This is a genomic window from Candidatus Uabimicrobium helgolandensis (assembly GCF_041508025.1).
GTDB lineage: Bacteria > Planctomycetota > Uabimicrobiia > Uabimicrobiales > Uabimicrobiaceae > Uabimicrobium > Uabimicrobium helgolandensis.
This window is the reverse complement of record NZ_CP165719.1, coordinates 731,172-745,843: the sequence shown is the minus strand read 5'-3', so window position 1 is coordinate 745,843 and position 14,672 is coordinate 731,172. Positions and strand designations below refer to the sequence as shown.

The following is a 14,672-nucleotide window of genomic DNA, read 5'->3' as shown; positions in this document are numbered from 1 at the left end:
TAATATACATGGATGAAAAAACAATTCACGAACTTTGGTCAAAAACAATTGGAGCTGAGCAATTAGAGCGTGGTGGTGGTGGAACTACATATAAAGGTGCTGAATCTCTTGCAAGCAAAAATGTATATTTACCACTCATGACTTTGCTCAACAAAAACGATACGAGTATTGAAGTAATTACTCCAAAAGGATCAGTGATCTCCGAGGGAGACGAAACAATTAATGAAACAGCTACTGGAACTCCTGTACAAGTTCAAGAAACAGCTGTTGATAACAATAGTCCTGTAAATAATGGTTTACAAGGTGACCAAACTTTAGATAACGATAACAGCTCTGTAAACAATGACTTGCAGGGCGACCAAACTTTAGACGATCAAACGATAGCCACTGAAACTTTAGATAACGATAACAGCCCTGTAAACAATGACTTGCAGGGCGACCAAACTTTAGACGATCAAACGATAGCCACTGAAACCTTAGATAACGATAACAGCCCTGTAAACAATGACTTGCAGGGCGACCAAACTTTAGACGATCAAACGATAGCCACTGAAACCTTAGATAACGATAACAGCCCTGTAAACAACGACTTGCAGGGTGACCAAACTTTAGACGACCAAACGATAGCCACTGAAATTTTAGATAACGATAATAGCCCTGTAAATAATGACTTACAAGGTGACCAAACTTTGGATGCGAATTTTGATAGCAAAGATGATTTGATAAAAAGTTTGCCCGATTGTGCAAGTGGCAATCAAACTTTAGATGGTAGCTCTGAAGAATTACCTTCTGAAATATCTGACTTAGAAAAAGGAGCACAAACTCTTTTTGATAACATCATCGATGAAAAAAGCATGAGTGCAGCAAATACAATCATTGGCGCACAAGACAATGACGCAGTGCAAAATGAATGCCTAGAAGATTCAAAAACTATTTGTGATGATGATCAACCGCAACAAAAAACGCCACAAAATCCTTTAAGAGCCACAACAACTCACAGTATGAAAGATACCCTACATGATGGCATTAAAAGTAAACTTGACTCGCGCTCAGAAAATTTTGTAATTGGAACTGAAATAGCTCGTGGTGGTATGGGAATTATCAACAAAGGTGAACAAAAAAGTCTTAAACGTGAAATTGCAATAAAGAGAATCATTCCTGGAAGTATTAACAATGTGAGTCAGCAAAAATTTATTTCTGAAGCTCTTGTTACTGCATACCTTGACCATCCAAATATTGTTCCTGTTTATGAGCTAGGTCAAAATATAAACGGCAATGTATTCCTTACAATGAAATTAGTAAAAGGGGTGGAATGGAAAAAGATATTAAACAAAACGGCAGAAAACGAGCGTTTTAAACAGTACGACTTAGAAGCACATTTACGCATTTTACTCGACGTATGTGATGCAATGGCTTTTGCGCACAACAAAGGTATTGTTCATAATGATTTAAAGCCAGAAAATATTATGATAGGTGAATTTGGGGAAGTTTTAGTGATGGACTGGGGACTTGCAGTTTCTAGAGATGAAATTTCACCGGAGTTACGTACGCTTCATAAATCAATGGTTACAAGCCCAATGGGAACACCTCATTATATGAGTCCTGAATTAGCTGAAGGCTGTGGAAAAGAAATAGGTCCGTGGACAGACACATATCTTCTCGGAGCGATTCTGCACGAAATTATCACCGGCAAACCACCACATTACGATGAGAATATATGGAAATCATTAATGAAAGCCATTGCTTCTGACAAGCCAAGTTTTGATCAAAAACGCGATGATTTATTCATTGAAGATCATATTCCACATGAGTTAAAAGATATATGCAGTAAATCCCTATCAAAACTTCCAGAAGATCGTTTCCAAGATGTTGATGATTTCAAAAAAGCTATAGCCTATTTCTTAAAACACCGCGAGAGCTTAATTATCTCTGGAGAAGGTCAAAAAATATTAGAAGAAAACCAACAAGCTCAAGATAAAAAACTCAAAGGAAAACAAAGAAACCACCTTTATGCTGAGTTTTCGAAAGCAGTTAGTTGTTTCGAGCAATCGTTAAAACTGTGGACAGGAAATACAATTGCTAAAGAAGGAAGATATGCTGCACGTATTGCCTATTCAACGATAGCTTTAAGAAACGATGATTTAGGTTTAAGTGAAGCTCAGATTGATGAATTAGACCGCGATGATCCACAAGTTCAACAAGTACGACAACAAATTCAACAGGCAAAACAACAAAAAATAAAAGCAGAAAAGTCTTCGCAACGAGTACGATTATTGTTATTGGGTTCAGTACTTCTTACGTTTTTAGTATTGAGTGTTAGTTTGTATTTTATACGCCAAGAACATTTGCTTGCAGAAAAAAATGCCACACAAGCGAAAAAACAAGAGGCCATTGCAAAAGTTAACTCGAAAGAAGCCCAGGAACAACGAGATATTGCTAAGCGCGAAACTGAAAAAGTTGAAAAGCAAAAAAAAATAGCTGAAGAAGCAGCACGACGAGCCGAATTTGAAAGGATGAAAGCAAAACGCGAAGAGCGCATTCGTTTTGCTGAAGCCAAAGCTGCAAAAAAAACATTGGCTAAAATTTCATTACAAAAGGCTAGCGAAGCGTTTGATAATCAGCAATGGAAAGATAGTCTTTTATTTTCAAGTGCTAGTTTAGAGCTCACAAAAAATTTACCACCAGATGAAGTGGATGAGATTCGCAATAAGAACAAGAAATTTGTAAAGCTAGCACTAATGAAAGAGGGTTTAGTTTGGGAAACAACTCCTCATTACAGCACTCCTGTTTCTCATATTACCTCCAGTCAAGATGGCAAAATGCTTGCAAGTGTAACAACAGATAGCAATGTACATTTGTGGGACACGAGTACTGGTCGCTTAAATAATATTTTTCAACAACTGTCAGCGCAGTTTACTTTTTGTGTTTTTCATCCGTATAACAAAGAAATTGCTGCCGTGTCGCAAAATCATAATAGTATACACATTTGGTCTATAGATGAAAATAGTGACGAAAGAATACTTCGTGGCCATCAGCGAGAAATAGTCGCAACAATCTACCTCGATGAAGGCTATAAGCTCGTTTCTATAAGTAAAGATAAAACCATTCGCATTTGGAATACCCAAAAACAAGAACTGATTTCGACAATGGCTTGTAAAGAAATTCCGCGTAGCTCATTTGATGTTCACCTCGAAGATTCGAAACTAGTATATCTTAGCACAAATAATCGTATAATTGTTTGGGACTTAGCCAGTAAAAAAAGAATTTATCTATCGAAAGAGAGCTACAGAGCAATTACTTTACATCCGAATAAACAACAAATAACAGTAATCGACTCCAAAAATAAACTACAAATGCTTTCTACTAAAGATTTTAGTTCTTTAAAAAACATCGATTTGCCTACAAAAGCATTATCTCTTTCGTATTCTGCAGATGGTAATAATTTAATCGTTTTTTCTTCGAAACAGGCAACATTATTTGAGGCTAGTTCGTTAAAACTGATAGCAAAAAAATCGTTTACTTCACAGATACATGAAGCGCATTATAATGATCATTTACAAGCAATTGTAGGCATAAATAATCAAGTATATGTTTATCCATTTTCCAAAAGTAGAGAACAAAAACGTGCGATTTTTCATCGCCCAAAAAATATCAAGTGTTTGCGTTATGGACCAGACATGAAAACAATTGCTATTTCTTCAGATAACTTATTGCAACTGCTAGATCAACATGGCAAATACATTGGTGAATGGAAAAGTGCATCCAAAATTCGCGATATAGCGTATCATCCAAATTCCTCTTTTATCGCCACTGCAAACAAAGACAATAGTATTTTCTTATGGAACACAAGAAAACAAAAAGCCCAAAAAATGGTCGCGCATGATGGCGAAATCACCATGTTACAAATAGCTCCTAACCAGCAATTATATGCGACTGTGGCAAAAGATAATACTGTGTGTTTATGGGACACAAAGGGAGAACTAATACGATCTCTCAAAGGACACAGTGCCGAAATTAACGATATTGCGTTTTTGCCAGACTCCTCAGGAATTATTTCAACAGCAGAAGATCGCACAATTCGTATATGGGACACCAATACAGGACGCGTGAAGCAAACGTTAAAAACAAATGAGTCTATCTACAAACTCAGCTGTAGTCCTGACGGTAAAAAATTAGCGGGGAGTTCTCGTAAATCAGTGTATCTATGGAATGCAAAAACAGGCAAACCTATACGAAAATACAACGGACACAAAAAAGACATCACTTGTTTAACTTTTGATCGCACAAGTAATTTTATTTGTTCAGGAGATAAAAATAAGAAAATTCTGGTTTGGACCTTAACAAATAGTCAGCCAAAATATACTTTAAAAAAACACTCAGCACAAATCACCAACATACATTATAGTCGTAAGCAAGATTATATTTACTCGATTTCTTCTGATCGTTCTTTGCGATTGTGGAATTTGCGTTCAGGAAAACTTGTACGCTCATTCGACAAACATAGTACAGAAGTTACAGCGATGGCCTTTTCCAAAGATGAAACTCTACTTGCTTCAATTGCTGGTAAAAATGTATACTTGTGGGATGCGCAAAGCGGGCAAAAACTAGCGCAACTTACTGGTCATAAATCATGGGTAAAAGACATTGCCTTTAGTACTGACAATAAGTATTTAATATCTTCTTCTTCAGATAAAACGGTTAAATTGTGGAGCGTTCGTTCCAAAAGAAATGTTGCTACTTTAGAAGGGCACAACGACCAAGTCTTGAGTGTACGTCAAATCCAAAATAGTATTGTCTCTATTTCGCGTAAAGAGACAATTGCATGGAACACTACAACTCAAAAACCTAGCTACATCAATTATACTGGACATACTTCTCCAGTAAATAGCATAGTAATTAGTAACGATGGTAAGTGGCTTATCTCAGGTTCAGATGATAAAACTATTCGCCTGTGGAGTTTAAAAACCAGGAAAGTAGTCACTGTTCTTGCTGGACATAACTCTTCTATTTTAAAAGTTGCTATAAGTCCACAAGGTCAATTTATTGCTTCTGGCTCTAGTGACAAAACTATTCGTATTTGGAATATGGGAAAAAATAAAGCTATTTTCGTACTTTTTGGACATAAAGAACCTGTAACCTTTGTGAAGTTTCATCCGCAAGGACGCAGTATTGTTTCTGCATCACAAGATAGAACAACTCGCTTATGGAATATTGTGACAGGCCAAGAAATACGTACTTTTAAAGAAGACCAAGCTTTGGTAAATGATATTTGTTTTAGTCCTGATGGCAACACAATTGGCATTGCTTATAAAACAAAACCAGCAGTATTGCTCAATTTAGGTACAGAGGTTCCTCTTGCTTATATTGATAGAGAAAATAAAAGCACGCGCGGAATTACTTACAGCAAAGATGGAAAATTTGTTGCAAGCGCCACAAACAGTATTGTGCGTTTATGGCGTGCTCCACATAATAAACACGTCGCTTTTTTTGGCGACCATTCTAGTAAAGTAAACTCGGTTAGTTATAGTCCAAATGCACAACATTTCGTGTCATCTTCAGATGATAAAACGGTCAAAGTTTGGAATGTGAGTAACAAAAAAGTTGTGGCTAATTTAGATGGGCATAATCACAAGGTTGTACGTGTAAAATACATAAAGAATTACATTGTCGGTGCTAGCAATAATAACGAACTTTATATTTGGAGTAGCAAAGACTACTCATTTGTGCGCAGTATTCCTGGTGAAAAGGTTTTTACTACATACAAAGACAATTTAGCTTACAAAAACAAAAATGAAATCATCATTCAAAATTTGAAAAGTGGGCAGGTAACCTACCAGCTTAAATACAAAGAAAAATTAAGTGTTTTAGATTATAGTTATGATGGTAATTGGCTTGTTACTGGCTCTAAAAGCATACAGTTGTGGAATTTAAAAGTTGCTGATTATTCATATACGTTATGTGAATTAGAACATTTAGTTCAAACACTTGTATATATACGCGGAGATCAATTAATTTTTTCAAAAAAAGCCGGGGTAATACATGTATGGGATTTGAAAAAACGTGAAGAAGTCCAAACTTTTGAAGGGCATCGCGCGCAAATCACACAGCTTATTTATGATAGTAAGTACCATGCTTTATTTTCTTCTTCCAAAGATAATAGTGTTGTATGGTGGGACCTCATTACTTCAAAAAAAGTAAGTACTGTTGCCCAACATCGCAAAGCGGTTTTGAGTATAGACCATTATAATGGTGTTTTGTTAACAGCATCTCTTGACAAAACAATTCGTCTGTGGCAAACTCTGCCTGTTAGCAATCGACAGATAAAAACGCCCGAATGGATTTTGAAAATTGTATCTCAAAAAGATGAACAAATTCCAAGAAAGTCTCACGAGCTATTATTTCGAAATAGTATTCCTGAAAGAGCATTAGATTACGCAATGGACAACGAGCCTCTTCGTATTACACAGTATTTATATCATTCACGTGTATCTGATACCTTTGCTATCAAAAGCATCCCTAATCTTCGCTTACCTAGTTTAGGCAAGTGATAAGCACATACAATCAAACTAAGGCGGAAAATAATTTGCTATTTTATAAATTATTTTCTGTCCTAAAGTAGAGTTATAAGTAAAATTTTCTGTCGCAAAGGAGGTTCGAGGTTATTTTGATAAATGATAGAAGAGATAATCTCGTTATAAAAAAATGAATAGTAAACAAAAAAAGATTTTTGACAGCATGCCGATTATTGCTATTTTACGTAATATTGAACCTAGTCAGGTGATCGATATTGCGACTGAACTTGTTTTGGCAGGAATTCGTATTATTGAAATTCCACTCAATTGCCCTGATGCTTTAAAAAGCATCAAAATTTTGCAAGAAAATTTTTCTCATCACATAGTTTGTGGTGCAGGGACTGTTGTTACCACTAAAGATGTAGAAAATATAAAACAAATCAATGCTGAAATTGCCGTGGCTCCTAACACTTGCCCTAAAATTATTTCGCATATTTTAGAAAAAAATATTATTCCAATACCAGGATTCACAACACCAACAGAAGCTTTTCATGCGATAAACTCTGGCGCAAAGCACCTTAAACTATTTCCCGCAGAATTTTATGGACCTAAATACTTACGGTCAATAAGAGTCGTTTTACCTTCTGATGTGTCTGTCTTTGCAGTAGGTGGTATTCATCCAGGAAACATTAAATCGTGGATGAAAGCAGGAGCTACAGGTTTTGCTATTGGTTCAGCCTTGTTTGAGCCAGGTTTTACCACGCAAGATACAAGAGAAATGTCGCAAGAAGTTGTTACTGCATTTCGCAAAGCACGCCATGAAACCAGAAGACTTTTTCGTTAAATAAGTAGCGGAAATATTCAGATTACTTCTCGTTTTTGTTAACTAGTGACTTGTAGCTCTTCTCAAATGTATCGAAGTCAAAAGCATCAGTTGCTCTTGAAAATGGGGGAATAAATAACTTCTTTTCCTAATTTTTGTATGCAAAAACGCAATATTAATTCCTCTTCTATCTTGGAAGGTTGTAGCCAAATTGTTCCCCACTTACTTTTGTTATCTGTAACTCTGAGCAATACTGTTACAAAATTCAATCCGCGGTCATTTTCAGCAACACCTTGGTACTCAAAGTTTTGCCAAGAATCGTTCTTTTTAATTTGTAAACTTATATGTGGAATATTATGCTCTAAACTTGGATCTAATTGAGAAATAGAATCGTGCCATACAAAATGAGGGTAGGAGCGCACTGGTTTTCCAGTTTCGAGATCTTGTACTAGATTTGAAAGACCATCATCTAATAAATAAGGTTCACTGCCTATATCTTCCAATGAAAAAATGCGTTTAGGCCCAGGATAATAAGAGTATGGTTTATTTTTTGTACGTACATTATCCATTGACATTTTCTTCGCTATATTTACTAATTCTTTTCGAATGAAAGCCCCTGAAAATGGACCGTATAGAGTTGATGCACCTTCATAGAACTGAATTTCATATTCCTCAGGAGTGGTGAAATACGAAATATACTCGTTGGCTAAACCAATAGAGATCGTCTCTCCTGGAATTATATTTGCAATTTCGTTTCGTATTCTGCGTCCAAGGGTAGTAGTAAATTCTCCTGGCATTGTTACAAAAGTCAAGCTTCCCAAGCGATAAATACCAAGAGGACAATTTTTGGGAGGAACTATTTGCCCCATAAGAGAATCAAGTACAAAACGCGCTAAAAAAGGTAATTCCATACGAAGTGGATTATTTGGTGGTTGTTTTGTTCCTTGTTCGCTACTTCGCGTTCCTTTTACCTGCTCACGCCACAAAAAACTATGTAAGCGGCTACGGCCATCAGTAGCTCCTCCGACTGTTGCAACTCCCACACTAGGTCTTTCGGCTGTGCAACGTTCAATATTTTTGAGTTCGAAGCAACGCTTCGCAAGATTTATATTTTCAAATCGGTAACTTAATTCAATATATTTCATTTGTTGTTGGGGTTGTTGTAAGGCCGAAATCATTTCCTTTGCGAGTTTTTTTCCTAAATACATTGTGTTACGACGATCGCGTGCACTCCAGTTAGGAGAGATGTCACCTTCAGCACCATTAAAAAGAGCTACAATGGGCGTTTTTACACCTTGTTTTTGTAAATATTGCTCTGTAAGAGTCGTCGCCACGCCGTATAAATCTGCGTGATATACCTCGGTTTTAGCTCCCATTACCGTTGGATGTACTGCGAAAAAACCCGATACTGCGATAGTATTTTTGGTCTTAGCATTTCGAAAATGCACCATTGTGAGATTGGGGTCGACCGCACGATAAGCATCATCGTCAAAATCAAGTACTTTTTCTAATGGTAATTCTGCATTTTCTTGAAGTATTTCATGACTATCGACATTTAATAAAAAAGCTTGTAAGCTTCGATTGCGCACAACTTTTGCTACCTTTTTAACTGAGAATTCCACTGTCGCAGGCTGGCTATTATCAATAGCTAAGACAATAGAATCTGCTATTTTTTGGGCAAAAAAATCAAATAAGCTTTGATCAAAACCTTTACGGTAGGAAGCAAACTCGTTGTACATTGGAGAAGTAGAAAAATTTCCTGGGCTGTGATGTGTATGTGTTGCAGCAAGAACAATTTGCTCGCGGCTCAAATGCTTGCCTTGCAATGCGACCAGCTCAGCAACACGGTCAGCGAGCCCTCCACTTACCGACCACAAATCACACGAAACCATAACAAAACTTTGCCCTTTTGAGTCGCAAAAATATAAACTTTTAGCATACAGTCTTGTCCAATAACCACGTCCAGTTGTGCCAACAATAGAATACCCTCCCATTGCAATACCTGGTAGCGGTGTAATGTCAACTTTACTAGCACCTATAGCAAATTGTTCTTGTTTAGAAGATGTTTTAGGTGGTGGAAGTATTCCATGAATCTTCGTATAACAACCACTTACAAACAAAAGACAAGTAGCAACTATATTAAAAATCGAAAATTTACGCACGTTTACTATCTCCTAATATTTTACCAGACATCTTTTTAGAGCTTTTCTGACTTTGTCAATACCATCCCTACTTATATTCGTTTTTCCTATATTTAATTTTTTGAGTTGCGTCATTCGTATCAAATCGTTGACACAATGATCATCTATTTTTATTTCAGAAAGATCTAAATTCCTTAATGCTTTTGCTTGGACTAACCATTTTATTGCTTGATTGTTAATTTTTACATCAGAAAGATCCAGGTTTTTTAGAGTTGTTATTTGCGAAATATACCTTGTCGCTTCGCTGTCAATATTTGTTTCAGAAATATCGAGAGTTTTTAACAATTTTATTTTTGAAATATATTCAACACACGAATTGTCAATATTCGTTTCATCGAGTTTTAATACTCTTAAATATTTCATTTGCGTAAATATTTGACAATGACTTGGGTGTTTGAATTGTATTTTATTTAAATATAAAGCCGCAAGATTCATCTTAACAATGGAATTTAAAAACCATTTATTTCCAGTATCTAATTGTTTATTCTTAGACAATCGCAATTCTTTCAAATTAGGCATTGATCTATGTATTCCTCGCAAATCGCCGATTATCTCATTTTCCGAAATATCAAGAATCATTATTTTATCGAAAGTAGGAATGCGCTTGATGTCCTTCTCTTTGATATCGCATTCTTTCAATTCTAACATTTCAAGCGCTGGAAATTTTCTTAGGAAGTGAAAAGGAAAATTGCGCATTTTGTTTTTACTTAGAATGAGAATACGTAATTTTTTTAAATTTGGTAAATAATTCAAGGCTTTTTCAGTGATTTTTGTTTCCGATAAATCGAGATATTCAATATTGGCAAAATTCTTTATATTTGCCAAATATTTGTCTTCAACACGTGTGTGTCCTAGGTCCAACACTTTGACATGATTCATACTCGAAAGTATTTTTAGAATTTCACCGTTAACTTTAGTTCCATGTAGAGAAAGCGTTGGTGAAGTAAATACTTCTTTCGAAACAACAAAATCCTTATCTTTAAGTTTTTTTAATGAATCGAATTTTCTTTTCATTAGATTCTGACTATCTTTTACTTCTTGTTGCCAGAGATTAATTTCGTCATCAAGAGTCTGCCAATTACGAGATAAATGACTTGGTAGTTCTTGCGGAAGATCTTGCTCTATTTTAATTTTTTTAAATAAATACCTATTTACGATTGTAATCTCTTTGGTAGAAAGATTTTTAACACAGCGAAATCCAATGAAAGATGCAGAACTGTTCGCCTTCCTCTTATTACGTCTCGCTCCATACGTATCTCTTCGTGCACCACCACCGCGAACTATTTTTCGGTGACCTTTGTTTACAACAGGGTCAATATTTGGCTGAGAACGATACGGTAAAAAAGCATCCAAACACCATTCATATGCATTACCTGCCATGTCATGTAAACCAAAGGCATTTGGTTTTTTAGTACCTATTTGCCCTAGTTTTCCATATTGCCATAAATACTCATCGCTAAAATCATCTCCCCAATAAAATTTACTTTTACTATCGCTTCCAGAAAAATAAGCATATTCCCATTGGGCCTCTGAAGGCAAATTCAGGCCTGTTTTTTGGCAAAAAGAAACTGCATTTTCCCATGTAACATTTACAACTGGATGCTTTTTCTTCTTTTTAAATTTGGGCATACTCATAACTGTTTGCCACTCTTGATTCGTTACTTCAAACTTAGATATCAAAAAAGGAGAAAGAGTGATTTTATGCGGTTGTTCATCTATTTTATTACCTATTTTAGTTCCGAGAACAAAGGACCCACCAGGAATTAAAGTAAAAATGATATTTGTTTTTAGATGCCTATACTCATAAACTTCGTATGCTAAATTAGCGCAAGTATAGTTTTTTTTATGTAGGAAAGAAAAACCATCTATCTGAGGAAAATCCTTTTTATCTTCTGTTACTCTTTTTACAATTTGTTGTTCTTGAGTTTGCTGTTTATGCGTTGGTTGTTTTTGCAAAGGATCCACAGCATCTTTTTCTGGATATTCAATTTTCTTTTTTGCAAGCTCATTTTCGCGTTTCAATCGCGCCATTTCTTCTTGCATCTCGGCTTGCTTACGTGCCATTTCTTCTATACGCTGTTGTGCTTTTTTTTCTGCTAAACGATTAATTTTTTCTTGCGCTGTTAGCAGCTTTGCTTTTTCTTGTGTTTTTTTCTCTGTTAATAAACTGGTAGCTTGTTCTTTGTCATCATCCACATGCTGAGTTTGCAATTTTTTAAGATGTTGTGAATTCTCCGAAGACTTACCGCTAAAAATAAAAATAAATAATCCACATACAAATACACATACTAAAATTAGATACAATTTCTGAGATGTGTTATTTTTTGCTTTAGTTACTTTTCCGCGGTTTCTTTGTGTACGAATACTTTTGGATCTTGATGCCGATCGAGTTCTTGGTGCTGTATTTTTTTTAGTCGCAGTTGAAACAGTAGCTTTTTGTTCGCAAAGAATGTTTAAAGTACCAGCTTTAGCATGCGCAAGATAGTTATCTAACTGTTCCGCTAGTTGTTTTGCATCTTGCTGGCGCTTATTTTTATCTTTCTCTAAAGCTTGTAAACAAATTTTTTCTAATGCAGGAGAAATATCACTTCTTAGCTCTGTTAATGGTCGAGGTTTATGATCAAAGATTTTTCGCAAAAGTCCCAAAGCAGTGTCACTCTCTAAAGGTAGTTCTCCTGAAAGCATTTGATAAAGGATCACCCCTAAAGAATAAATATCTGTTTGTTTGTCAATTTCCTCTTTTATGCCATTAGCTTGTTCTGGAGACATATAATTCAATGTGCCAACCATCACCCCTTCAGAAGTCAAATTCTGCCCAGATTTTTCATAAAATTTTGCTAAGCCAAAATCCATAATTTTAGGTTCACCATTTTTTTCCATCATAATATTCGATGGTTTTAAATCGCGGTGGATAATTCCATGGTCGTGAATACACGCAATGGCTTTCGCGATTTTACTCATCAGTCGAACAAAGTCATTAATAGAAGTACTTTGTTTCATAAACATGTCTAAACGTTGCCCTGTAACAATTTCCATCGCATAAAAAGGTCGGCCACTTTCTTGTCCAATATCAAATAAAGTGATCACGTTGGGATGGCGTATTGTTGCTGTTGCCTTTGCTTCTGTAAAGAAACGTTCTATTTGAATCTCTTTGGCATCATTTGAGGTAATAATTTTTAAAGCCACTTCTCGCCCTAAAACAGGATCAATGGCTTTAAAGACTTCTCCCATTCCACCCTGGCCTAATTTTGCGAGAATTTTATAACGCCCAAATTGTAAACTTTTATTCATTACTGTTTCTCATAAATAAAAGTGAATGACTTTTTTTGTTTTTTAATAGTGCCCTCTATCATTATATGCAACTCACTACCCTGTCTTTGATATTCTATTTTTTGTGGAAAGTCATAATTTTTATTTTCAAAATGAGCTTGGTTTTCTTTAATTTTTTGCTGTTTAAAAGGCGTTGGGAATTCGTTTTGTACAGGCTTAGCAATATAAAACCAGCCTGATTTCATTTTAATTAAATACAACTCCTCTATAAGCGTTTTTTGACCATTTACTTTTAAAATAGATGTGCCTTTTAGCATATGATCATTCACTTTTTTCCAGGATTCAACAATAGTTCCATTGTCACTTTTTCTAGACCAATCTCCTTCTAGCCATTGTAATTCATGGCTATGAGTAAAAACCGAAGTCCATCCTAATACAAATAAAAAAATATGCGTTATTGTTATTTTCATTGCAATTTATACGAATGATGTTTTCGTATCCTTTCAAGGTGTTTGGTAAAAACGATGTAAATAATCAGAAAATAAACAACTTGGTTTAGAGCCTGTTACAAAATTAGTTGAGGGCGAAAAATTAGGGCATTTTAGCTTCTAATGAGACATTTTTTTGACGCAAAGTAGTAGTTTTGTAACAAAAAAATAACGAAATTAGAAGTTAAAAGAAGCAATTTGGCGCCTTAAAATAATTTTATAACAGGCTCTTAGAATAACTCTTTCAATAAATCCATTCTCTTCTCAAATATTTGTTTTACGTCGGCGATGATTTCTTCTGGAAGAAAAGCATTTATATCTCCGCCAGAAGCCGCAACTTCGCGGACCAAATAACTGTTGACAAAAGCAAAGTTAGGTGTGCTCATTAAAAATAAAGTTTCTAAGTTGGGTGACAAGGTTTTGTTAGTAACAGCCATCTGAAATTCCATATGAAAATCAGTCGGATTTCTCAGTCCGCGAATAAGAACATTTGCATCAATACTATTTGCATAATTAACAGTTAAACCTTCGTAAGTACCCACTGTAACATTATTAAACTGCGTTGTTGCTTTTTCCAATAATTGTACGCGTTCTTCTGGTTTAATTACAGCTTTTTTACGCATATTAATTCCTACTCCGACAATCAAACGATCACAAACATTACAAGCGCGACTAATGATATCTAGATGTCCTTTTGTTGGTGGATTAAAGCTACCTGCATACAATGCTACGCGTTCCATGAGTCCTCCCCTATATTTAAACGAAATTTAAGATCTGATCGTAAGTACATTGATTCAAAATTATTTACACATTCTAACTTGTACTTTTGAGCGTCAGCGTCGTTACTTTTCAGTTATAAAACTATGGCTTTGCGCCTTCAAAGTGCCTAGCTGAACACTCAAAATTAACTGCGTTACAATGCGTAAAAATTTATGAATCAATGTAGTAAGTAACCCGCCAAAAGTAGTTACCCGTTGGTATTTTGTTCTTTTAATTTCTAGTTTTGTTGCTCCTTAGTTACGCAACTACAGTTGCGTGCCCTTGTCGCGCTGCACTAGAAAATAAAAGCTCTGTATTCAATGGGTAATTATTTTTGTGAGGTCACTTAGTTTAAAGTTAACCTTTATAATACTTTAATTGTCAAAGCATGTCATCAATCAAAATTTTGATGTTGTCATTTTGGAAGTGTTCTTGTTTAAATGACTTAAAAGTTCGCTTAAAAAATTAACTTTAAATTATCTTATACGTTAGTATTTTAGAATGCTGCACAATAGTCGTAAGCTGAGAAAAGTAACTTGTTGTTAAACTTGCTATTTTGTAAAATATTCAGTAGAATTATCAAAACTAAGTGGCCTGACAAAATAATTGCCCAACCGAA

Annotated in this window: 6 protein-coding genes; 2 read left to right on the top strand and 4 right to left on the bottom strand. The window is 35.3% G+C overall.

What is annotated here, in order from left to right; genetic code table 11:
• The first annotated feature begins 8 nt into the window (after positions 1-8).
• Entirely contained in the window at positions 9-6,548 is a 6,540-nt protein-coding gene (locus UABHE_RS02745) for a protein kinase (RefSeq protein ID WP_372368674.1), read from the top strand.
• Positions 6,549-6,702: 154 nt separating this feature from the next.
• Positions 6,703-7,356, top strand: coding sequence for a 2-dehydro-3-deoxy-6-phosphogalactonate aldolase (locus tag UABHE_RS02740; RefSeq protein ID WP_372368673.1), 654 nt, complete (start codon positions 6,703-6,705; stop codon positions 7,354-7,356).
• An 86-nt stretch (positions 7,357-7,442) separates the two neighbouring features.
• Here the strand turns inward: UABHE_RS02740 and UABHE_RS02735 are convergent, their stop codons facing one another.
• The 4 genes from UABHE_RS02735 to coaD form a co-directional block, all read right to left on the bottom strand.
• The gene (locus UABHE_RS02735; RefSeq protein ID WP_372368672.1) at positions 7,443-9,497 is read right to left on the bottom strand and encodes a neutral/alkaline non-lysosomal ceramidase N-terminal domain-containing protein; all 2,055 of its coding nucleotides are present in this window, start codon (positions 9,495-9,497) and stop codon (positions 7,443-7,445) included.
• Positions 9,498-9,509: 12 nt separating this feature from the next.
• On the bottom strand, positions 9,510-12,827 hold the full coding sequence (locus UABHE_RS02730) for an SUMF1/EgtB/PvdO family nonheme iron enzyme (RefSeq protein ID WP_372368671.1): 3,318 nt from the start codon (positions 12,825-12,827) through the stop codon (positions 9,510-9,512).
• Positions 12,827-13,276 carry a DUF6265 family protein gene (locus tag UABHE_RS02725; RefSeq protein ID WP_372368670.1) on the bottom strand — a complete coding sequence of 150 codons (450 nt, stop codon included), beginning with the start codon at positions 13,274-13,276 and terminating at the stop codon, positions 12,827-12,829. Before UABHE_RS02725 ends, UABHE_RS02730 begins: the two co-directional genes overlap by 1 nt.
• A 248-nt stretch (positions 13,277-13,524) precedes the next feature.
• Positions 13,525-14,034, bottom strand: a complete 510-nt coding sequence (gene coaD / locus UABHE_RS02720) for a pantetheine-phosphate adenylyltransferase (protein ID WP_372368668.1) — start codon at positions 14,032-14,034, stop codon at positions 13,525-13,527.
• Between the last annotated feature and the right edge of the window lie 638 nt (positions 14,035-14,672).